This window comes from Albidovulum denitrificans, assembly GCF_002973535.1.
Taxonomy (GTDB): domain Bacteria; phylum Pseudomonadota; class Alphaproteobacteria; order Rhodobacterales; family Rhodobacteraceae; genus Albidovulum; species Albidovulum denitrificans.
Map to the genome: position 1 here is coordinate 1 of NZ_PVEP01000015.1, position 19,052 is coordinate 19,052.

General features: G+C 63.9%; 29 protein-coding genes. 15 read left to right on the forward strand and 14 right to left on the reverse strand.

Annotation, left to right across the window (positions count from 1 at the left end; all coding sequences use genetic code 11):
* Positions 1-69: 69 nt before the first annotated feature.
* The 14 genes from LX70_RS19685 to LX70_RS20560 all read right to left on the reverse strand — a co-directional run bounded on the left by LX70_RS19685 (position 70) and on the right by LX70_RS20560 (position 6,828).
* Entirely contained in the window at positions 70-1,122 is a 1,053-nt protein-coding gene (locus tag LX70_RS19685; RefSeq protein WP_170076260.1) for a tyrosine-type recombinase/integrase, read from the reverse strand.
* Positions 1,119-1,367: a helix-turn-helix domain-containing protein gene (locus tag LX70_RS19690; protein WP_105516510.1), complete on the reverse strand. Its 249-nt coding sequence runs from the start codon at positions 1,365-1,367 to the stop codon at positions 1,119-1,121. Before LX70_RS19690 ends, LX70_RS19685 begins: the two co-directional genes overlap by 4 nt.
* On the reverse strand, positions 1,364-2,401 hold the full coding sequence (locus tag LX70_RS19695; protein ID WP_105516511.1) for a DUF5131 family protein: 1,038 nt from the start codon (positions 2,399-2,401) through the stop codon (positions 1,364-1,366). The genes LX70_RS19690 and LX70_RS19695 overlap by 4 nt, the downstream gene beginning before the upstream one ends.
* Entirely contained in the window at positions 2,394-3,083 is a 690-nt protein-coding gene (locus LX70_RS19700; RefSeq protein WP_105516512.1) for a hypothetical protein, read from the reverse strand. The genes LX70_RS19695 and LX70_RS19700 overlap by 8 nt, the downstream gene beginning before the upstream one ends.
* 19 nt (positions 3,084-3,102) lie before the next feature.
* Positions 3,103-4,041: a DHH family phosphoesterase gene (locus LX70_RS19705; RefSeq protein WP_105516562.1), complete on the reverse strand. Its 939-nt coding sequence runs from the start codon at positions 4,039-4,041 to the stop codon at positions 3,103-3,105.
* 26 nt (positions 4,042-4,067) lie between these two features.
* Complete coding sequence (locus LX70_RS19710; RefSeq protein ID WP_105516513.1) at positions 4,068-4,295, reverse strand: hypothetical protein; 228 nt, start codon at positions 4,293-4,295, stop codon at positions 4,068-4,070.
* 62 nt (positions 4,296-4,357) lie between these two features.
* A complete protein-coding gene (locus LX70_RS19715; RefSeq protein WP_105516514.1) occupies positions 4,358-4,582 on the reverse strand; it encodes a hypothetical protein in 225 nt (74 codons plus the stop codon).
* A gap of 18 nt (positions 4,583-4,600) precedes the next feature.
* Entirely contained in the window at positions 4,601-4,801 is a 201-nt protein-coding gene (locus LX70_RS19720) for a hypothetical protein (RefSeq protein ID WP_105516515.1), read from the reverse strand.
* A 44-nt stretch (positions 4,802-4,845) separates the two neighbouring features.
* Complete coding sequence (locus LX70_RS19725; RefSeq protein WP_105516516.1) at positions 4,846-5,160, reverse strand: hypothetical protein; 315 nt, start codon at positions 5,158-5,160, stop codon at positions 4,846-4,848.
* A 124-nt stretch (positions 5,161-5,284) separates the two neighbouring features.
* Complete coding sequence (locus LX70_RS21085; protein WP_281260470.1) at positions 5,285-5,416, reverse strand: hypothetical protein; 132 nt, start codon at positions 5,414-5,416, stop codon at positions 5,285-5,287.
* Position 5,417: 1 nt separating this feature from the next.
* Positions 5,418-5,576, reverse strand: coding sequence for a hypothetical protein (locus tag LX70_RS20820; RefSeq protein WP_170076261.1), 159 nt, complete (start codon positions 5,574-5,576; stop codon positions 5,418-5,420).
* On the reverse strand, positions 5,573-5,767 hold the full coding sequence (locus LX70_RS19730) for a hypothetical protein (RefSeq protein WP_146111666.1): 195 nt from the start codon (positions 5,765-5,767) through the stop codon (positions 5,573-5,575). Before LX70_RS19730 ends, LX70_RS20820 begins: the two co-directional genes overlap by 4 nt.
* A gap of 81 nt (positions 5,768-5,848) precedes the next feature.
* Positions 5,849-6,376, reverse strand: a complete 528-nt coding sequence (locus LX70_RS20555; protein ID WP_146111667.1) for a hypothetical protein — start codon at positions 6,374-6,376, stop codon at positions 5,849-5,851.
* Between the two features lie 149 nt (positions 6,377-6,525).
* A complete protein-coding gene (locus tag LX70_RS20560; protein ID WP_146111668.1) occupies positions 6,526-6,828 on the reverse strand; it encodes a helix-turn-helix domain-containing protein in 303 nt (100 codons plus the stop codon).
* 91 nt (positions 6,829-6,919) lie between these two features.
* Here LX70_RS20560 and LX70_RS19740 point away from each other — a divergent pair, with 91 nt between their 5' ends.
* The 15 genes from LX70_RS19740 to LX70_RS19805 all read left to right on the forward strand — a co-directional run bounded on the left by LX70_RS19740 (position 6,920) and on the right by LX70_RS19805 (position 19,051).
* Complete coding sequence (locus LX70_RS19740) at positions 6,920-7,171, forward strand: hypothetical protein (RefSeq protein ID WP_211301760.1); 252 nt, start codon at positions 6,920-6,922, stop codon at positions 7,169-7,171.
* A gap of 106 nt (positions 7,172-7,277) precedes the next feature.
* The gene (locus tag LX70_RS19745) at positions 7,278-7,631 is read left to right on the forward strand and encodes a hypothetical protein (protein WP_105516520.1); all 354 of its coding nucleotides are present in this window, start codon (positions 7,278-7,280) and stop codon (positions 7,629-7,631) included.
* Positions 7,628-7,951 (forward strand): hypothetical protein, encoded by a 324-nt coding sequence (locus LX70_RS20565; protein ID WP_146111669.1) that lies wholly within the window; start codon positions 7,628-7,630, stop codon positions 7,949-7,951. Before LX70_RS19745 ends, LX70_RS20565 begins: the two co-directional genes overlap by 4 nt.
* A gap of 298 nt (positions 7,952-8,249) precedes the next feature.
* Positions 8,250-8,729 carry a DUF1937 family protein gene (locus LX70_RS19755; RefSeq protein ID WP_245885152.1) on the forward strand — a complete coding sequence of 160 codons (480 nt, stop codon included), beginning with the start codon at positions 8,250-8,252 and terminating at the stop codon, positions 8,727-8,729.
* Entirely contained in the window at positions 8,726-9,658 is a 933-nt protein-coding gene (locus LX70_RS19760) for a ParB N-terminal domain-containing protein (protein WP_105516522.1), read from the forward strand. Before LX70_RS19755 ends, LX70_RS19760 begins: the two co-directional genes overlap by 4 nt.
* Positions 9,655-10,392, forward strand: a complete 738-nt coding sequence (locus LX70_RS19765; protein WP_105516523.1) for a hypothetical protein — start codon at positions 9,655-9,657, stop codon at positions 10,390-10,392. The genes LX70_RS19760 and LX70_RS19765 overlap by 4 nt, the downstream gene beginning before the upstream one ends.
* Positions 10,389-10,727, forward strand: coding sequence for a hypothetical protein (locus LX70_RS19770; protein ID WP_146111670.1), 339 nt, complete (start codon positions 10,389-10,391; stop codon positions 10,725-10,727). Before LX70_RS19765 ends, LX70_RS19770 begins: the two co-directional genes overlap by 4 nt.
* A gap of 7 nt (positions 10,728-10,734) precedes the next feature.
* Entirely contained in the window at positions 10,735-11,865 is a 1,131-nt protein-coding gene (locus LX70_RS19775; protein WP_105516525.1) for a DUF7146 domain-containing protein, read from the forward strand.
* Complete coding sequence (locus LX70_RS19780; RefSeq protein ID WP_105516526.1) at positions 11,858-12,109, forward strand: hypothetical protein; 252 nt, start codon at positions 11,858-11,860, stop codon at positions 12,107-12,109. Before LX70_RS19775 ends, LX70_RS19780 begins: the two co-directional genes overlap by 8 nt.
* Positions 12,096-13,937 carry a DNA primase family protein gene (locus LX70_RS19785; protein ID WP_105516527.1) on the forward strand — a complete coding sequence of 614 codons (1,842 nt, stop codon included), beginning with the start codon at positions 12,096-12,098 and terminating at the stop codon, positions 13,935-13,937. The genes LX70_RS19780 and LX70_RS19785 overlap by 14 nt, the downstream gene beginning before the upstream one ends.
* On the forward strand, positions 13,925-14,260 hold the full coding sequence (locus tag LX70_RS20570) for a hypothetical protein (protein WP_146111671.1): 336 nt from the start codon (positions 13,925-13,927) through the stop codon (positions 14,258-14,260). The genes LX70_RS19785 and LX70_RS20570 overlap by 13 nt, the downstream gene beginning before the upstream one ends.
* Before the next feature lie 544 nt (positions 14,261-14,804).
* Positions 14,805-15,419 carry a hypothetical protein gene (locus LX70_RS19790; protein WP_146111672.1) on the forward strand — a complete coding sequence of 205 codons (615 nt, stop codon included), beginning with the start codon at positions 14,805-14,807 and terminating at the stop codon, positions 15,417-15,419.
* A gap of 96 nt (positions 15,420-15,515) precedes the next feature.
* Complete coding sequence (locus LX70_RS19795; protein WP_105516529.1) at positions 15,516-16,121, forward strand: hypothetical protein; 606 nt, start codon at positions 15,516-15,518, stop codon at positions 16,119-16,121.
* Between the two features lie 129 nt (positions 16,122-16,250).
* Positions 16,251-16,892 (forward strand): terminase small subunit, encoded by a 642-nt coding sequence (locus LX70_RS19800; RefSeq protein WP_105516530.1) that lies wholly within the window; start codon positions 16,251-16,253, stop codon positions 16,890-16,892.
* Positions 16,892-19,051, forward strand: a complete 2,160-nt coding sequence (locus LX70_RS19805; RefSeq protein ID WP_105516531.1) for a terminase gpA endonuclease subunit — start codon at positions 16,892-16,894, stop codon at positions 19,049-19,051. Before LX70_RS19800 ends, LX70_RS19805 begins: the two co-directional genes overlap by 1 nt.
* Position 19,052 lies beyond the last annotated feature (1 nt).

The window sequence follows — 19,052 nt, forward strand, 5'->3', positions numbered from 1 at the left end:
GAATCTTTGCGGTTCTTTCACTCCTGCCGGGGCCGCCATCTTCCGATTTTCTCGTTTATTATCAATGCTCTATTTCTGGTTTACAGAGCGGTTTACAGGGTTTCGTTTTTGTTCCGTTCCCAAAAGCACCTTCCGGCGGTCTGCTTCGCGGGTGTAGCCCTCGGCCTCGGACAGGGTTTTGTGGCCGCCCCATGTCATGATTGCATGCGCCGGGCCGCCCGATTCCGCGATCAGGGTTAGGCGGGTGGCGCGCAGGCCGTGGGCGGTCTTGCCGATGATCTTCGCATCCTCGGCCGCGCGGCTGATGAGGTTCGACAGGCCCTTGAACGATCGGACGCGGCCGTTGACCTCCAGGAAAGTGAAGCCGCGCACCTCGGCGAGGCACTGATGCAGGATCTTGCGATCCGCCTCCATCCATTCCGCCCAGGCGGGCAGGGCGCTAGTCCATGGCACCAGCGCGTCGTGGCCCGTCTTTGACTGGCGGAACCGCAGAAGGCCGTCGCTGGATACCATCGAGGGCGTCAGTCGCACCGCGTCGTTCGTTCGCGCGCCGGTCCAGTACAGCAGTTCAAAGCAGAGCCGTTGCGGGGTGCCGATGGCCCATTTCGCCCGATAGCGCGCGACCTCCCGCTCATCCCAGGGCGCGCGCTTCTGGACTGGCGCTGCCTTCGGCTTTGTCACGCCATCGGTGGCGACGATCCGCGTCATGTTGGCCTCGCGCGCATGGGCGCAGATCAGCCGCCATGTCTTCAGGCGCGCGATGGCGGGATGCGCGTCGAGCTTTTCCAGGTCCTTCCTGATGTGATAGTCGCGCAGGTCGGCCATCGGCGCCTTGCCGTAGAGCGTGGCGATGGCATCGCCATGACGCACCACCTGCGCGCGGTAGACGGCGCTGTAGCCCCGGAACGCGGCCGTAGCCTTCAGGCCCTCCCATGCCGCGCCGATGGTGCCTTTCGTGGCGCGTGACCGGTCCGGTGCCTTCTTCGCCTCCTCGGCGTTCCAGGCGGCGATGAAATCGGGGTGATCCTCGGGGATATCGGTGGGCAGAGGCGCGCGGGTGACGCGGTGCCATTTGTAGAGCGTCCCGCCCTTCGTCATGCGATGGACGCGGGGCTGTTTCACCCGCTCGCTCCGAAGATGTCGTCGCATCCGTTCGCGCCCCCCGCTGATTCTCCCTCATAGGGAAGATCGGACGCGAAGCGGTCGAGGTCCAGCCGGTCATAGAGACGCTTCGCGCCCAGCGGCTTGCGGGGGATATCGAGCTGGCGCAGCATCGAGGGGCTGACGCCGAGGTAGTGCGCGGCCTCATCGGCTGGCATCAGTCGCGGCGCGAAAGCGTGGTCGATGCGGGCGCGCGGGGCGGTCATGTCACCTCCGGGAAAGCATCATGCGTCACCCCATCGAGGAGGCGGCCCGCGCGCTTCTTGCCGACGCGATATAGGTCAGGTTCATCATGCCAATCGGCCTCCGGGTCGGCCATGTTCGTTGTGCCGAATAGCCACTGGTTGTCCCACCACGTCGCGTTGGCGCGGTAGCCGCTGATGACATCGCCTGCGTTTTCGCCTGGCGTCCATTCACCCCACTGCTTGAACAGGAACGGGACGCCTGCCGCCGCGCACTGGTCACGAAGATCACGCGCCCAATCCGGGTGCATCGGCCGCGCGCCGGGGCCGCTCTCGCCTCCGGCGATGATCCAGCGGAGACGGCGGCATAGATCGACATATGTCCGATCTCCTACGGTGGCGCGCGGGTCAATCGGCCAATCCGGTGCGCCTTTTGGCATCCAGATGCGCCCCGAAAGGGCGTCCATGAAGCTGGGGGCGTTCCCAATGGGATTGCCGTAGGGGATTTTCGTCAGGTCAAGCTGTCCAAGCAGCGGCTCACATGACGAAAAATGAACCTTCGCCGGAATGCTCAGAAGGCGAGGTATTCGCCGATCCGCCTCGGTCTGGTTCTCGACCGTGGTGCCGAGCCAGACGTTATCCCAGCCGTTGCCCCATGCCGGGGCGCCATATCCATCGGGCAGCATCTTCCCGATGTTCTGGGGGCGCTTGGTCAGGAGGAGCCAGTCGAGGTGCGGGGTCCGCGCGATCAGGTGCCAGAGGTCGCCGCGCCAGCCGCTTGTGATAGAGCCGTGGTTATCGAATACATCGGCCAGCGAGGCGCAGAACACGCGGTAGCGGATACCCTTCGCGCGTGCCTCGGCGTTCCATTTCTCCGGCCCCTTCCAGTACGCGGGCGATGTGCGTCGCCGCGACCCATGCGGCCCCCATTCGACATGACCGCTCCGCTTCGCCCAGCCCTCGGCGTAGCAATGATCGCAAGCCGGGCTGACCTTGGTGCAGCCGGTCCATGGGTTGAACGTCTTGTCGCACCACTCGATTGCGGTCTGGTTAGCCATTCGCGGCCTCCATCATGGTCTCGGCATGTCCGCCCCACTGGTCAGCGGCGGCGGCCATCATTTTCGGGAAGGACCGGCTGCGCAGGCGGGCGCGCTCCGGTCCGGGTGGCATCCGATGGATGCGGCACCAGCGTTTCCATTCTGCGCTGAGGCGTTCCGGTTCGGGCAGCATGTCGGTCGGTTCCAGTTCCGGCAGGCCGCGCAGGTACCAGCCGGTCGCCTTGTAGGCCGGTTCGCCGAACCAGAAGGGCTGCACCATCTGCGGCGTGGGCAGGTCGCCCGGCATCCTGTCGCGGGCGAGGTCGTTCATTTCCGGGTTCTCGATTGCGACGCGCTCGATCGGGGCTGTCCAGCAGGCGGTGAAGACCGACACGCCAGTATCGAATTCGTCGCGCATGTCGGCCCATGTGCGCCCGGCGGGGAGCTTCTTTGGCTGCGTCCACTTCCCCGGTCCGCTCATCCAGCGGCGCCCCGACCGGCAGAGCCGGGTGCAGGGCGGATGCATCACGGCCAGCAGGTCCCAGCCGTCGTTCAGGATGCCGTCACGGATATCGCAGACGACGTGGCGGTTCGATCCATCCTCGGCCGGGAGCATGTCGCAGGACCACACGTCATGGCCCCGCGCCGCGAAGGCCCGGCGGGCGATGCCGCTCGTCTCGCAGCCGATCAGGACCTTGGCCATGGGGTGCCTCTGGGGGTGATTAGGTGGACTGGCCTGACGGGGCTTCACCCTCCCAGCCGATCGGCATCTGGAAGCCCGCCGCGTTCTTGTGGCCGCCGCCGCCGTAGTTGGCGGCGATCTCCGCAACATCGAGGCCGCCTTCCCCGCGCGATCGCAGCGAGAACACGCGTGCATCTGCGCGGTCGAAGTAGCAGGCGGCAAAGGGTGCGTCTTCGGCCATGGCACCGGCAGCATCGCTGGCCATGGTGTAGGGCAGGTTCGCGACCGGGACGCGGTGACCGCCGATCACCATTTCGCGGCGGGTGATCTTCAGAAGCTCACCAATGTCTTTGTGGTGCTTGCGCTCGATTGCGGCACCTTCTGCGGCGGCAGCGTTTCGCCCGGCGCCAGTTTCAAGCGTCGAGGCAAGATCGCTCCAAACCCTGAAGTCATAGGGGTGGCTGAAATACCATGCCGCAATGTCACGCGAGCGTGTCTCGCTGAATTTCCACAGATCTCGGTCAGCAACATAGTCCACAAGTGCAGGGCGCTGCTCACCCGGATGGAAGAAGTCCCATGCGATCTGGGCGCCGGAGCGGTCCATGTCGAAAATGACATAGCTGGAAGCGTAGGGGATACCTTCACAAATATCCTGCGCCACATTCATGGTGTGGCGCTTCCATCCGAATGGCGGTGTCCACGCACTCATGTCGACGCCGAACCCCTTAAGGTCGGCTTCCGCTGTCTTGTGATGATCGAGGATCAGGATCGAACGGGCGGCTTTGGCCATCTGGTCCAGCACCGGGCGCTTGTAGCTGAAATCGACCATGATCACGTCGGCGCCGTTCACGTCCGGCGCCGGCGCACCATAGGTGCCGGGCACATATTCGACCTGGTCGCCAAGCGCCTTTCGAACCGCCCAGGCGGCGGTGAACCCATCGGCGCAGTTGCCGTGATATATGCAAATGGTCTTGGTCATCATTCCCTCCGGGGTGGTCAGGTGGACTACCGCGAGTGCGGGCAGTCCCAATCGCAATGTTCGGTTCCGGCGAGCATGCAGGTGCCGTCGGAGGTCATCCCGCATTCGTCGAACCCGCCGTCGTCCTGGTTATCCCATTCATCGGGGTGGCCATCGTCTTGGTCGCGGTCGATCCTGCCCGTCTTCAGATCGACGTATCCGCTGAAACTGCAATCGGCCTGGACGCACCAGCAGTTGATTCCGTCATCGCGCATCTGCGCTTTGCAGTCAGGGCAGTGTCTCGGCACCGTCGTGTCCTCCGTGATTAGGTGGGCTTTCAGTCAGCAAGAAACCTGTAGTCGATCGCGCCGGGGCCGAGCGACGTTAGCGCCTTCAGTTCGGCTTCGAACGCTCGGAGTCGATCCTCATCGTGGGTTTGCGGCGACAACGTTCTGACCCACACTTTGACGGGAGTTCCATTTTCATCAACGCCCTCCCAGATCCTGCATGGCGCACCTTCGATCATCGTCAGTTGTTTTGTTGGTTCGATCGTCAGTTTCATCGTTACCTCCGGGGGGTGTCAGGTGGATTCGTATTCCCAGCAGTCGATGTCGGCCTCGGCGCAAGCCTCTGGGCCTTCCTCGCGCTGGTAGTCTTCGGCGTAGTAGAGGGGAGCCGTCTCACGGGCGTACTCAGCAACGCTTGATCCATCCGCGAAGGTCTCACCGCCGAGGCGGACCATCTCTTTGACAAACCGCTCTGTGAATTCTTCTAGTTCCATCGCGATGTTCCCTCCGGGGGTCATTTTCTGGACTGGTCTGGCGGTCAGAGACCGCCCTTGCCCTGCCGGTCCCGCCAGCGGTCGTACCCTTCGGGGTCGGTGCGGCTGTCGGGTTCGCGGTCGGGGGTTTGGGTTTCGGGTCGCGCAGGCCTTGCCTTGGCTTCGCCGCGGCGGTCGGCCTGATCGCGGATCGAGGCGGTCGGGCGGTCGCAAAGGCAGCGGCCGGTTTCCGGGTTTGCGATGCACTGCCGCGTTGCCGGGTCGATGACCATCACGCAGCGGTCGCCCATGGCGGCGGCAGGTGTGGCAAAGCCGATGGCCAGAAGCGGCAGGGCCGGGATGATACGATACAGGGTCATTGCACTCTCCATGCGGTTGGGTCCCCACCCAAATCGGAAAACTGTCAGAAGAGGCGGCCAGCGATGGCGGCCGCGATCAGAAGGGCGACGGTCGCGCCCCATGCCAGAGCGGCGATGCGCGCGGTCATCCGCGCGGCTCATCGGCGCCGTCGATGATTTCGCTCATCTCGGCCGCCAGCCAGATGCCGCCGATGACGATGACGGCGATCAGCAGCATCGTGGCGCACAGGCCCGCGAAGAATGCCCCCCAGCACATGTCAGGACCCCGACGCGATGCGGGCGGCGTTGTGATCGGTCCACGCGGCCTCGGCCAGCTGGGCCACCACGATGCTGGCGACGAAGGCGGCGGTCAGGATGAAAAGGCGGCGGCGCTGTTCGGCCTGCCTGCGGCGAATGTTGTGAAGCGCGGGTTTCATGCTGCATCCCCGCCGGTCGAGGGCCGGGTGACCCGGCGCGGGCGGATCTGGCTGACGGTCGTGCCCCGCGCGCTGGTCAGGGTCAGCCAGGCAAGGTTGCGGACGCTTTGCCCGACCTTCTGGGCGAATTCAGGGTCAGTGACAATGCGCAAGGCATCCTGCACCGCCTGGGTCTTCGGGAAGATGGGCATGTCGGCCTCCATCGGTTTCGATGAAGGATATATTGCGAATATCGCAACAGAAGGTCAACTATAAATTTGCGATATTCGCAATTAGTTTGACGTGCCGATCTGCGCGATGCTCCAGTCGAAGCTTGTGTAGCCGTTAATTCGTAGGCTTGACGGGTCGATTTCGGCGATGTCGTCTCCGTCTCTTACCGGCCCGGTGCATACTGCGGCTCCTGCAATTGATGCACCGAAGCTGTTGGCGGCCTCATACCGTATCCCCAGCCTCACGAGCTTATAGTTGCCGGATTCCCAAAGCCTCTTCGACAGGTCCATCGAATGCTTCGCTTCGGAATTGCGCGACATGAAGGCTTCATCATGCTTCTTCCGTTCTTCAAAGTTCCATCCTTGAGACTCTTCCCAGGTGGCGCTCGATACGGTCGGGCCAATCAATTCTGTGCGGCGATAGCTTGATGGCGACTTCAATCGCTCGGAGAGGACCTGTTCGCAAGCCTCGGCAAGCTTCTCTTCGGACGATTTGAAAGGCCACCAAGCCAGTGCTGGCTGACTGCCGGCAACTGTAATTAATACCGAAACAACGGCACATATTGATTTCGAATCACATATTTTCAACATCTGGTAGTTTTTCCACTGAGCCAGTCGCGCAGCACGACATCTGGCGTATGGTTAATCGAGCGTGTTCGATATATGTTCTCAGAACGCTGTAGGGATATGGGGCATGGATCTGGCAGACATTGTCGAGGTCACGGAGCGGCTTCGTCAAATCACTTCTCTTCCGCCTGGCGCTGAGCGAGAAGCGCTCGTGCAGAGGTTAGCAGAAAATCCCGCTCTTTGGGTTCTAGCTGTTGTGCTACCTCAATCAGGTCTCGTAGCTCAGTCGGGACGATCGCTCCCTCACCGAAAAATTCGAGTATCCTTGGGTGCTCGGCCGGTTGGACCTGCCTTTCGCCAGTGATGATCTTCGTCAGCTGGTCGGGTCGGATGCCAATATGATCCGCGAGGCGCTTCTTTTCGCCCCGCGCGCCCGTCAGTCGGGCTGATATCCAGTTTCCATCAACGATTTCCATGGTTTACATATTTGCCGAAATCGCAATTTTCGTTTAGCCGCGAAAATCGCAAGAAACGGGCTTGCCAAACGTTGCGATAATCGCAATATTTGTGGCCATGCTTCTTGAACCAGCAAATACAGTCATCACGATCTGCGGGGGTGTCACGGAAGTGGCGCGCATCACCGGGCGCAGCGAAATTCGCGTGCGTCGGTGGGGTTATCCGAAAAGCAGGGGTGGTTCTGACGGGTTGATCCCTTCGGATATCCAGCAGGTCCTGATGGACTTCGCTCGCGAGAACGATGTTCCGCTTCAGGCGGAACACTTCTTTCGCAAAAAGCAGCCGCAGGGAGACGCCGCATGACCCGGCGTCCCTCATCTGAACCGCCAGCGGCCTGCGACGCAGGCGCGGCGGTGCCTCCGGCGGCCGAAGCCGGTTTCCGTGTTTCCGTTCTGAGTACGAGGGGCAAATGACATCTCCGAAACCTTTCCTGATCTGTTCGCAGCCCAAGCCTGCCAGCGATTCAGGTCAAAAGTCTTGGTCGAATGTTTTTGAGGGGCGGGGCCGGTCGCGGGATGCCTATCGGCGCACCTATCACCGCCCGGACCCGGCCGCCTATCGCAGCACCTTCCTGCCGCGCTGGTCGCGGCTGGTGGAATGCGTCTTCGGGACACGCGACCGCTGCGCGACCGAGATGGGCGTGACCTTGCAGACCGCCTGCAACTGGTTCGACGGGCTGTCGCGCCCGACCGGCGACAAGGTGGCGATGCTGGCCTTCATGCACCCCGACGCCTTCGGCCGGATCATGGGGGGCAGCGAATGACCATCGTGCGGACGTCAGTGCGATCACCGGCGCGCGTCAAGCGGGCCGATCATCATCGCCTCTGGCGGCTGGTCGAGGGTGCGGTGCTGGATGCCTTTGCCAACCACCCCGAATACCTGACCGAGGCTGGCAAGAAGCTGGCCGTCCAGTCGGTCACGAAACGTGTCGTGGGCCAGATCGTCGGCCACGCGATGGAAGCGCAAGCGCGCGGGTCCTTCGGGACCTCTCGCCCGTCATTGGTTGCTAGACCGGTGTCGGGGGCGGATGCGGCGGCACCTACCGCATCTGCGGGCGACACCCCTTGCAAGGGGGTGCGCTGATGGCCCTGCCGGTTACCGCATCACAGCCAGGTCACACCCCCCAAAGGAGACCCGCGGCAACCGGCAGGCCTTACCTCCCTGTTGGACTTCGGGCGGGATATGCCTTGGCATCCCGCCCGCCTTTTCCGCAGGGTCAAGAATTTTTGACCATCCGCCCCGGCGCTGCCGTCCTCGCGGCATGTCTCGGCGCTGGCGGATCACTGGCGCGGGCGATTCATCCCGTTTCGTCCGCGCCCTTTTCTTTGGCGCGTGTCACTCACGGACGCCGGACCAGCGCCCTGGGCGGGGAGATTTCGGCATGACACTGGGCCGGACGCCCGCCTGGGGCGCGTTGATGAATGTCAGGGACTGGGGCAAGGACCCGCTGATCCATTTCGGCCAGACGCCGGAGATGGTCGCGCGTAAGGCTGCTGGCCTGATCTATGTCGCGACGCCCTACACCAAGCTTGCGGTCGATGATGCCGGGCGATGGTCACAGGTTGAATCGCTGGTGGCGGCAGAGCGTGCCGCGCGGGCCAGCTGCCGCCTTACCGCGCTTGGCCTGACCGCGATTTCGCCGATCGTGCAGGCGGCTGCCATGTGCCACGCCAGCGCGGCGCTGGACCCGCTCGATGTCGTGTTCTGGACGCGCTGGTGCGCGCCGCTTCTGTCGCGGTCTTCGGCCGTCGTCATTCCCGATCTTCCAGGCTGGGACCAGAGCGATGGCATCTGGCACGAGGCCCGCGAAGCGGTCGGCATGAACAAGCCCGTCTTTGTCTATGCGAGGGGAGAGGTATGAGCGCGCTTCGCAAGGTCGATATCGGCAACACGGCCATCCTGCCGCCCGATGAGGTTCGTGCGGGCGCGGTGCCTGAGTTGCGCTGGGTCGAGATTGACGATCTGCGCATCGATGACAGCTACCAGCGCCCGCTTGCCGCGGCGAATTGGACCGCGATCCGCAAGATCGCGGCGCAGTTCAGCTGGTCCATGTTTGCGCCGATCGTCGCGGCCCCCATCGTCGGCGGACAGTATGCCTTGATCGACGGGCAGCACCGGACCCATGCCGCGAAGATCTGCGGTTTCGACCGGGTTCCGGCGATGATCGTCATGACGGCCGAGGTCGGCCAGGCCGCCGCATTTGCCGCAATCAACGGCAACGTGGTGCGCATGTCGGCCTTCCATGTCTACAAGGCCGCACTGGCCGCCCGCGTCGATTGGGCCGTCGCGGCCGAGGCCGCGGTTTCGGCCGCGGGCTGCCGCCTGATGACCTACAATCCCGGCAGCGGCATCAAGCCCGGCGACATCGCCTCGGTCAATGAGGTGCGCAGGTATATCGAGGGGGGATATGGGCATCTGGTGACGCTGGCCTTGGAGGCACTGCGGCAGATGGAGCATCAGCGCACCGACCTGTATGCCGCGTCGGTCCTTGTCCCGTGGTTTTCCGTGCTGCGCGAGTTGGGCGCGGCGGCGCGGGATGCGGACCTTGTCGCGTTTTGCGCCCGGCAAGATTTGGCAAAGCTGCAAGGCCAATGTCTCGCCCTGTCGCAGACCGACGACTATCGCGGGCGGCGCCCGGCGGAAATCTTCCGCACCGCCCTGATGGCGATCGCCCGGAAAGAGCTTTGCACCAACGCGCCCGTCCCGCAGCTGAGCGGCGAGGCCGCGATGGGCGCGCGCATGGCTGAAGTCGCGGCGAAGGAGCGCAAGGCGATGAGGGCGGTGACATGAGCGCGCCATCCTCAAGATCGCTGTTCCGCGCCACGAAGGCCAAGCCGGTCGCCGACGCGCGGCAGGGCGCATTGCATGGCGATGACTGGCCTGAGCATGTCGCGCCGCGCGAGGATGTGCGCCGGGCGGACGATTTCTACCCCACGGGCCAGCCCGAGGCGATCCGGGCGCTGCTGGCGCGGGACGGTGCGCGGATCATGCCGCTGGGCAAGGTGTGGGAGCCATGCGTCGGCGCGGGCGATATGGCCCGGCCGATGGTCGATGCGGGATTGACGGTCCTCGGGTCGGATATCGTGGATCGGGGCTGGCCGGATACTGCCATCGAGAGTTTCTACGATTTCGCCGCCGCCCCGGCCCCCGCGATCATCACCAACCCGCCCTATGCGGAAATCAACGCGCGTGACGGTCACGGTCGCTGGCTGCGTCACACGCTGGACCTGCCGGAGTGGGAATACTGCGCGTTGCTCCTGTCCTGGGACTGGCCGGCGGCGCGGGCGAACGGGTTGGGCGCGCTCCTCGATGCGCATCCGTTTTCCTACTGCTACCTGATGCGCTGGAAGCTCGATTTCACGGGCGAGGGGTCACCGCCGCAGCGCAATGCCTGGTTCGTTTGGGACCGGCGGTGGGCGGGCGTGGAACCGGCGTTTCGCTGGATGGACCGGGACGATGACCGGCAGGCGGCGCTTGATCTGGCCGACCATATCAAACCGCTGGAGCCGGATGCCGGGGAATGACAGCCGCGCCGCACATATCCGGTGGACGGGCCGAACCGACGATGGGACCGGCCGATGCCGCGTTCGTTTCGGGGCTGACGGCCTATCTGCTGCCGGTGGTGCGGGATGCGGCGCGCGAACAGCTGCTGTTGTCGGCGCTGAAGGACCTGCGTCCGCGCCTGTCGCAGGTGCCGCAGATCATGGGGATGGCGCTCTGCTTCGACGCGCTTTGCGGCCTGACGCCGTGGTCCGAGGGCTGGCGGCATGAATACGAGGATCTGCGCGGGCGCATTGTCCGATTCAACGAATGGCGGCTTGGCCGCGCACAAGAGGCGCTGAGGCGCCAGCAGGACTGACCGAGGGATGGCTTACGACAGCGATTATCGCCTGGCCGATGCGAAGGCCAAGCCGATCAAGGATGTTTCCGACCTGCTTGGCATATCGGGCCTTAAGCGCGCGGGGCGCGAGTGGACCGGCCCGTGCCCCGGCATCGGCTGCGGCGGTCGGGACCGCTTTTCGCTGAACGCCGCGAAGAACCTCTTCAACTGCCGGATCTGCGGGGCCAAGGGCGACCAGGTGCATCTGGTGATGTTCGTGCGCGGGGTGGAGTTCAAGGCGGCGCTGGACTGGCTTTGCGGCCCCAAGGCCGAGCTGACCCCGGCAGAACGCGCGGAGATGGATCGCCGCGCCGAGGAAAACCGCGCAAGGCAGGCGCGTGACGCGGCGAAATACCGCGCCGACGCGATCGCCGCCGCGCGCGAGATATGGCTGGCATCGGTCCCGGCCGAGGACACGCCCGTGCGCGATTACCTCGCCCTGCGGGGCATTCCGCGCGAGAGGTATCCGGCGCTGCCGAACTGCCTGCGGTTTCATCCCGCCTGCCGATACATGGTCAAGGGCCAGACGGGCTGGCGCGAGGTCCATTGCGGCCCGGCGATGATTGCGTCCATCCAGGCGGCCGACGGCAAGGGAACTGCCGTCCATCGGACATGGATCGACCTGTCGCAGCCGAAGGGCAAGGCCCTGATCACCGATCCGCTGACCGGCGAGGTCCTGAAATCCAAGAAGACGCTGGGCGCGAAGAAGGGCGGCGCGATCCGCCTTTCCGGCCCCTGGGCGCGGTCTGAGACCATGGTCATGGGTGAGGGGATCGAGACGACGCTGTCCGCGCTGGCGGCTGGTGTCCCGGCGGGTGCAGTCTATTGGTGCGGCATCGATCTTGGCAACATCTCGGGCGCGCGGATCATGGGGCAAGGCAAGAAATATGCCGGCATCCCCGACATGACCGATGCCGAGGCCTTCGTGCCGCCTGAATGGGTCCGCGACCTGATCCTGATCCAGGACGGCGATTCCGAGCCGAAATCGACCCACGCCAAGCTTCTGTCCGGTGCCCGCCGCGCGATGGCCCGCCGCCCCGGCCTGTCGGCGCGGATCGTGCCGGTGCCGGAGGGCCAAGACCTGAACGACGTGCTGATGGGGGCAAGCGATGCCTGACATCACCCTTCACGGCAACGGCGAGGATTGCCCCGCCTGCGCGCTGCGCCGCGACGATCTGCGGGCTGCGGGGGCGATGGATCAGGTCGTTCCCTGCAACTTCTGCGGCGGGACAGGCCGCGTGGGCCGCGCCGTTGCCGAGATCATCCGCGAGGCCTGCGCCTGGGCCGTCGAGAACTACTGGCCCGCCCGTGAAGAGGCGTGGCGCCAAGAAAACGAAGGGGTGGGTCATGTCAGGCATTGACCAGGTGAAGGAGCTGATGGGCGCGGCCGAAGAGGTCGACCTGCCGGAAGAAATGCAGGCAGCGGGTGGCGGGTCCACCCCGCCGATCGACCCGCCGCATGATGCGCCCGTCGATGACGGTGGCGACGATGATGGGCAGATGCCGCCCGTTGACCCGGACCTGATCTGGCGCGCCGCGCGCTTTCCGCAGAACGACATCGGCAACGGTGACCGATTTTCGCTCTATTTCGGCGAGGATGTCCTGTGGGTGCCGCGCGTGGGTTGGTTCGTGTGGAACGGCCGTCTCTGGTCGCCCGATGACGACAAGATCGAGGTGCGTCGCCGCGCGCAGAAGGTATCCGGCCTGATCGAAAAGGAGGTTCATCATCTCACCCTGCCCGAGTTCCAGATGGAGCTGATCGCGAAAGAGGCGGCGCTGGAGCGTGAGCGGCACGATCTGGCCCTGAAAACCGATGAGGCCGGGAAGATCGAGGCAGAGGCGCAGGTCAGGATCGACGCGATCGACGCCGACCTGCGCCGCATCGCGCCCCTGAAAAAGACGCTGTCCGACCTGCGCCGTGCGCATCGCAACTTCGCCAAGACAACGGGCAACACCGGGCGCATCGACGCGATGGTGACAGAGGCAGGTGTGGGCCTGTCGAAGCGTCTGGAGGATCTGGATTCCGGCGCGCTTGATGTGAACACGCAAAGCTGTGTGCTTCGGTTTTCGGTCACGGGCGCCTCGGACGATGGCATGTCGCGGGTCGCCAAGGTCGACCTGGTCCCGCATGACCGCGCGCAGCTTTTGACGAAGTCGGTTGCGCCGCCGCATGACCCGGCCGCGACATGCCCCGGCTTCGATGCCTTCCTTGAACGGGTGATGCCCGCGGCCGAGATGCGGCGATTCCTGCAACGCTGGTTCGGGCTGTCGATGACCGCGCTGACCGGGGAACAGAAGCTTGTCTTCCTTTACGGGATGGGAGCGAACGGGAAATCTGTTCTGGTCGACCTGATGTCGCGCATCCTGGGCGACTATGCCGCGACGGCGAAGATCGAAAGCCTGATCGGCAAGAATCGCCGGTCCGGCGCCGATGCGACGCCAGACATGATCCCGCTCGTGAATGCCCGTTTCGTGCGCGCATCTGAGCCGGAAGAGGGCGAGCGCCTTCAGGAGGCGAAGATCAAGGAGCTGACCGGCGGCGAGCCGATGCTGGTGCGCGGTCTGAACGCCGATTTCTTCGAGTTCCTGCCGGTCTTCAAACTGACGATCAGCGGCAACCACAAGCCCGATATTCGCGGCACGGATGATGGCATCTGGCGGCGGCTTCTGCTGGTGCCGTTCGACGTTCAGATCCCCAAGGAAGAGCGTGACCCGCTTCTGGTCCAGAAGCTGTTCGAGGAGCGGGCCGGTATTCTGAACTGGGCGATCGAGGGGCTACTGGATTACCTCGAAAACGGGCTGCAAGAGCCGGACATGGTGCTGGCGGCAACGCAGGAATATCGCGATGAAAGCGATCCGGTCGGCACGATGCTGGCCGAATGTGCCGTCGTGACCGGGTCCGAACAGGACTTCATGCCTGCCAAGGACCTGATCGAGGCCTTCCAGTTCTGGCTGGAGGAAAAGGGCGAGACGCGCTGGGGCAACCGCACCGTGTCGCTGAGGATGAAGGACAAGGCCCAGAAGTGGCGCCATCCGGCCACCGGAAAGGCCTTCATCCCCGGCAAGAGCGGCGTGACCGGATATCGCGGCATTCGCCTCACAGACACGTTCCAGCGCCGTTTCGATGACAGGCCGCAAGGCGGGCGGGGTGGATCGTCGCAGCAAGGGGGCGCGGAATGGGATCTGTAAGGGTCTGCGCCGCACCCGGCTGCGGCAGGGTGCTGAACGAACGCAACAAGTCCGGCGTCTGCGCGAACCATTCACACAGCCAGTGGTGCGCCTGTACCCAGTGCGCATCCCATACCCGCGTGCCAAGGGCGGTCGCCACAGGCCCCCTGATGCGCAACATCCACCCGCAGCTGGTCGATATCGGACCGCCGCCTGTGGATACCGTGCCATCCCTGCCGCCGCACCTGCGCACCGTCGAGGTGGCAGAGGTCATGACGGGCACGAACGGCATCCGGTTCAACCGGATCACCCTGCCGCGCGAGCCGTGGGAGGGTGCAGCATGACCTCCCCGCACCCCACCATATCCTTCTTCGAAGACGGAACGCGCCGTCAGGCCCGTCACGCCCGCCACCTGAATTTGGGTCCGATGGGCCTGAGATTGCACCTGTTGGGCCGGAGATGTGTGGAAGGGGGTTCGGGGGAAGGTGTTTTACGTCAATGGCTTAGGCGGCGATTTGGGCCCGACGGGCTTGACGGGCCCGAGATTCCCGCCCGCGCGCGCGAGCGTGTTCATGGAAGGTGCGGAAGGGGAGGAAGTCGATTTCTGCGCGGGGGTAGAAATCTCAAGCCCGTCAAGCCCGTCGGGCCCAAATTCGCGTCTATGTCTTTGTTTTCGTTATATTCTTCGAACGATAATCTTTATCAATCTCAAGCCCAACTGAAACAGTTTCAAGCCCATCAAGCCCAACCGAAGAAACCACGAAATCAACATGAGGCAGATCAATGACGAGGGCGCACAATATGTTGGGAAATCGGCAGGTCGGATCGTCAAAAGTATTTGACCATCGCCCTGCGGTCGTGGCCTGCCGGGAAAAAAAGGCTGTCGGGGTGCAGCAAATCCTCGAATGGGCCTTCGGCCGGGAATGTGCCCAGATCAGGACCGATCCCCATGCCCGGCTTGAGGGGGAAACGCGGCCTGGCGTGGATATGATCTGGATCATGGCCAAGCGGGCTGAGCTTGGCGGGGTGCGGATCGACACGTCGATCGGCAGGTCCTATCCGCATGATGATGCCGAGATCGTGGCGGCCATCGTCGAAAACCTGCCTTCGAACCGGGGTGGCATCGGCATGGCGATCCGTATCGCCGAGCTGGCCCGCGCCGGGATCACCCCGGATTGGATGCCGGGGGCGCGGCCAAGGGTGGTGCCGCTCTTGGGGTGGCGGGACAGCAAGCATGGAGAGTTCGCCAGGACGCAGGTGTGCGAGGTGATCGAGTGGAAGCACCGCGGCCGGAAGATGAGGCGCGAGGTTCGGTGCTGCCCGGTAACCTATGCGCCCTCCGCCCAGCAGATCGCCGCCGCAAGGCGTGGGTATCTCGACTGGTGGGGCGCGCTGCAAGAGCTGTCGGTCAACCTGCGCTGCGTCAGCCTGCGCGATCATATGGTGACCGATCATCTGCCACCCCGCACCCCTTGGGAGAGGCGGCAAGCGAAAGGGTGTTGACAGGCGAGAATGTCAACGGCTAGACAAGATACCAGCAACCGAACTGCGCCCGGAGGGATCACCCCGCCGGGCGCTTCGCATTTCAGGGGGGGCCGCATGCTGAAGATCACCTTCGACATTCGTGCCTTTGAGAAAGCCCTGACCGATCTTGAGCGTCGTCAGCTGCCCTTCGCGGTAGCGATGGCGCTGAACGACACGGCGCAGGATGCATCGGTCGCCGAGACGGCAGCATTGTCGCAGCACCTTGATCGTCCGACGCCGTTCACGAAGCGGGCTTACCAGATAGAGCGGGCGACAAAGTCGAAGCCCTATGCAATCGTGAAGGCTCGCCCGATCCAGGGGGCCTATCTTCAGTATCAGGTCTTCGGTGGCCGTAGGTCCCCAAAGGGGCAGGCGCTGGTCGTACCGTCGGGTGCCAAGCTCAACGCCTATGGCAACCTACCCAAGGGCGCGGTCAAGCGGGCACTTAGCCAGAAGAATACCTTCGCGACCAAGCGGGGCAGTCGAAAGGCAAAGCACCTTGGCCGTGGTGTCTATCGTCGTGTGCGAGGCGGAGGATTGAAGAAGCTGATGGCCTTCGAACCGATGGCGAAGTATCGGGTGCGGCTACCCTTCGGTCGGGCCGCGCGCCAGTCTGCCGAAAGCGTCTTCGCCATGCACTTCGAGCGCCGCTTCACGGCAGCGCTGGCATCCGCTCGCTAGGCCTTGGGTCCTTCCGGGCACAAACGCCACGCGGGTAATTCGCACCGCGTTTTGTTTACTGGGGCGAATTTGGTTCGGGGTTGGCGATAGCGTTGCTGTTGTTGTTGGAAACACAGGAGAAATAGGAACGTGGCCTTCGAGATAGAGGAAGCGCTACGGCGGTTTCCTCTGCCCGATGGGCTTTCGGATGCCGTCGTGAACCGCGCGCAACTGGCGACGGCGCTGGGTGTGTCAGAAAACACGATCACCAAGTACGTCACTCAGGGCATTCCAGTGATTACGGCCGGGGCGAACGGGCAGTCCTATGAGTTCCAGTTGTCGGAGTGCTACGCCTGGCGCATGTGGCGCGATGATGAGGTCCGCGCGATCAAGGCGGCCGGTGATGCAGCCGCCCGTCAAATGGCGATGCTGTTTCGCAACAGCGACGATGATGACGACGATCAGCCGTTCATGTCGGCCCGCCAGATCCAGGAGGAGGCCGATGCCGACTATCGACGCCAGCGCGCGGCGGAATTGCGTGGCGAGCTGGTGCGCGCCTCGAAAATGCGTGTGCTTCTGGAAGACATCCTGATGGAGTTCAGGACCTCGATCACGACGCTGGTCGATTACTGCGAGATCGAGTTCGGGCTGAAGCCGGACCAGACCGACAAGCTGCAACGGCGCTGCGACCAGGCGCTTGTGCAGTCACGGGTCAGGATGTCGGAGGAACTTTGCGCCCCGGCCGGAGAGATGGCCGAGTTTGGCGGTGATCGCCAAGAGACGATGATCTGATGGTGGTGCTTTCGGATGCGAGGATCGGGCAGAGGCTGTCATTCGCGCCGTTGCCGCCGCATACCACACCGGAGAGCATCCTGGCGGATGCCCTGCCGATCCTTGATCCGCCGAGCCGGATATCGGTAACCGAGGCGGCGGAGCGATTTGTACGGGTCGAGGCGCAGGGGGCATGGTCATCAATCGATCGGATGACGACGCCCTACATGGTCGAGCCTGCCGACATGACATCGTCGCGTCGGTTCAAGGCGGTCGGGTTCGTGGGGCCGTCGCAGTCCGGCAAGACGATGCTGTTGCAGACGACGGTGCTGCACCGGGTCAAGTGCGATCCGATGCCGGTACAGGTCATTCACATGTCGCGGCCGGAACGCGATAAATGGGTCGAACACAAGCTAGACCCGATCATCAGGAACAGCCCGGAGATCTGGGATATCGCGGGGAAGGCGCGAGACGACAGCACATTCAGCCGTAAGCGCTTCCGCGGCATGCGGATCGAGATCGGGTATCCGACCGCACAACAGCTGTCTGGCGGGACCTATGGCCTTGTGGCTCTGACAGACTTCGACCATTTCCCGTCCGTCCTCGGACCGAAGGACAGCCCAGAAGGGACGCCGTACCGGATGGCGCGGCAACGGACGAAGACATTCCTGTCGCGGGGCTGCGTCCTGGTAGAAAGTACCCCGGCGCATCCGTGGGCCGATCCGAGCTGGCATCCGTCCGAGGCGGCGCCACATCAGTTGCCGCCAGTCCTGCACGGGATTGTCTCGATCTACAACGAAGGGACGCGCGGACGGTGGTACTGGGAATGCCCGGATTGCGAGGCGAAATTCGAGCCGAGCTTTGAGCGGCTGCATTTCGATGACAGCCTTGACCCTGGCGAGGCAGGCGACAAGGCTGCGATGATCTGCCCGGACTGCGGGTCGATCATCGAGCATCGTCACAAGGTCGAGCTGAACCGTCGCGCCCTGCGTGGTCATGGTGGATGGCTGCACGAGGGTGCGGCGCTTGACGACGACGGCCATCGCGTCCTCTGCGGCATTGGCGATGAGGGGCTGAGAGCGACCGATGTCGCGAGTTACGCACTGGATGGCGCGGCCGCGACATTCGCAAACTGGTCGGAGATCGTCGCGAACTATCTGTCGGCGAAACGAAAGGCAGATGAACTGGGCGACGAAACCGAGTTGTCCGGCGTCTACTATACCGAGATCGGAAAGCCATACCGTCCGCGCCACATGGACCGGGCGGATGAGGTCGGTTTGCAGTTCCTGCGCGATCATCAGCAGGAGGCAGAGCGCGGCGTGGCGCCATCTTGGGCGCGGTTTATCACCGTCACGATGGACGTGCAGGCCAACCGTTTTCCGGTGCTTGTCATGGCGTGGGGCGAGGGCGGTCGTTGCCAGATCGTCGATCGCTACGACCTAGCGACGCCGCCTGATGGCGCACCGAACATGGAGGCTGAGCGGGCGCTTAGCCCAGCGAAGTACATAGAAGACTGGGATGTACTGGCGGGCCTAGAGGACAAAGTCTGGCCAGTGAAAGGCGAGACCTTTGGCTTGCAGGCCATGGCGCTGGTCGTGGACTTTCAGGGCGAGGCCGGTGTTTCGGACAATGCCGAGGCTTTCTGGAAGGCGCGCAAGAGGGCCGGGACCGGGGGGCGCTGGTTCGTCAGCCGCGGTCACGGCGGCTGGAAGGTGCCGCGGCGGGTCTGGCATGAGCGCCCCGAGGGGGCGTCGAAGGGTAAGAAGGCGCGGTCGATCAAGATCCTGAACTTCGCATCAGATCGAATGAAGGACACGGTTTCAGCCGCCATCGCGAAGTCGGACGGCGGCGCGGGTGGCCTTTATGTTCCGTCATGGCTTGGCGATGATCATAGGTCGGAGCTGATCGGTGAGATCAGAGGCGAGAAAGGCTGGGAAAAGCGCACGTCTCAGACCCGGAACGAAACGCTGGACCTCTGCGTCCAGGCGCGGGCGGTGGCGGAACATAAGGGCATGTTGTCGATCGACTGGGCGCATCCGCCTGTCTGGGCGGTCCTTTCGGATGGCAACCCATTCGCCGTCGCGAGCGGCGACTGCGCTGAGGAAAGCATTGCCGTTGATCGCCGCGCCGCCCCGTCGCGGGCGTCAGGATCGACGATCAAATGGCTTAGGAAAAACTGAG

Excerpts from the sequence above, each read along its gene's own strand:
- LX70_RS19765 (WP_105516523.1), top strand. The coding sequence starts at position 9,655 with ATGAGCGCGCCATCCTCAAGATCGCTGTTCCGCGCCACGAAGGCCAAG.
- LX70_RS19805 (WP_105516531.1), top strand. The coding sequence starts at position 16,892 with ATGGTGGTGCTTTCGGATGCGAGGATCGGGCAGAGGCTGTCATTCGCG.
- LX70_RS19710 (WP_105516513.1), bottom strand. The coding sequence starts at position 4,295 with ATGCGCGATGACGGAATCAACTGCTGGTGCGTCCAGGCCGATTGCAGT.
- LX70_RS20565 (WP_146111669.1), top strand. The coding sequence starts at position 7,628 with ATGACCATCGTGCGGACGTCAGTGCGATCACCGGCGCGCGTCAAGCGG.
- LX70_RS20570 (WP_146111671.1), top strand. The coding sequence starts at position 13,925 with ATGGGATCTGTAAGGGTCTGCGCCGCACCCGGCTGCGGCAGGGTGCTG.
- LX70_RS19705 (WP_105516562.1), bottom strand. The coding sequence starts at position 4,041 with ATGACCAAGACCATTTGCATATATCACGGCAACTGCGCCGATGGGTTC.
- LX70_RS19720 (WP_105516515.1), bottom strand. The coding sequence starts at position 4,801 with ATGGAACTAGAAGAATTCACAGAGCGGTTTGTCAAAGAGATGGTCCGC.
- LX70_RS19725 (WP_105516516.1), bottom strand. The coding sequence starts at position 5,160 with ATGACCCTGTATCGTATCATCCCGGCCCTGCCGCTTCTGGCCATCGGC.
- LX70_RS19730 (WP_146111666.1), bottom strand. The coding sequence starts at position 5,767 with ATGCCCATCTTCCCGAAGACCCAGGCGGTGCAGGATGCCTTGCGCATT.
- LX70_RS19770 (WP_146111670.1), top strand. The coding sequence starts at position 10,389 with ATGACAGCCGCGCCGCACATATCCGGTGGACGGGCCGAACCGACGATG.
- LX70_RS20820 (WP_170076261.1), bottom strand. The coding sequence starts at position 5,576 with ATGAAACCCGCGCTTCACAACATTCGCCGCAGGCAGGCCGAACAGCGC.
- LX70_RS19785 (WP_105516527.1), top strand. The coding sequence starts at position 12,096 with ATGTCAGGCATTGACCAGGTGAAGGAGCTGATGGGCGCGGCCGAAGAG.
- LX70_RS19745 (WP_105516520.1), top strand. The coding sequence starts at position 7,278 with ATGACATCTCCGAAACCTTTCCTGATCTGTTCGCAGCCCAAGCCTGCC.
- LX70_RS21085 (WP_281260470.1), bottom strand. The coding sequence starts at position 5,416 with ATGTGCTGGGGGGCATTCTTCGCGGGCCTGTGCGCCACGATGCTGCTG.
- LX70_RS19695 (WP_105516511.1), bottom strand. The coding sequence starts at position 2,401 with ATGGCTAACCAGACCGCAATCGAGTGGTGCGACAAGACGTTCAACCCA.
- LX70_RS19795 (WP_105516529.1), top strand. The coding sequence starts at position 15,516 with ATGCTGAAGATCACCTTCGACATTCGTGCCTTTGAGAAAGCCCTGACC.
- LX70_RS19690 (WP_105516510.1), bottom strand. The coding sequence starts at position 1,367 with ATGACCGCCCCGCGCGCCCGCATCGACCACGCTTTCGCGCCGCGACTG.
- LX70_RS19700 (WP_105516512.1), bottom strand. The coding sequence starts at position 3,083 with ATGGCCAAGGTCCTGATCGGCTGCGAGACGAGCGGCATCGCCCGCCGG.
- LX70_RS19715 (WP_105516514.1), bottom strand. The coding sequence starts at position 4,582 with ATGAAACTGACGATCGAACCAACAAAACAACTGACGATGATCGAAGGT.
- LX70_RS19775 (WP_105516525.1), top strand. The coding sequence starts at position 10,735 with ATGGCTTACGACAGCGATTATCGCCTGGCCGATGCGAAGGCCAAGCCG.
- LX70_RS20555 (WP_146111667.1), bottom strand. The coding sequence starts at position 6,376 with ATGTTGAAAATATGTGATTCGAAATCAATATGTGCCGTTGTTTCGGTA.
- LX70_RS20560 (WP_146111668.1), bottom strand. The coding sequence starts at position 6,828 with ATGGAAATCGTTGATGGAAACTGGATATCAGCCCGACTGACGGGCGCG.
- LX70_RS19755 (WP_245885152.1), top strand. The coding sequence starts at position 8,250 with ATGACACTGGGCCGGACGCCCGCCTGGGGCGCGTTGATGAATGTCAGG.
- LX70_RS19760 (WP_105516522.1), top strand. The coding sequence starts at position 8,726 with ATGAGCGCGCTTCGCAAGGTCGATATCGGCAACACGGCCATCCTGCCG.
- LX70_RS19780 (WP_105516526.1), top strand. The coding sequence starts at position 11,858 with ATGCCTGACATCACCCTTCACGGCAACGGCGAGGATTGCCCCGCCTGC.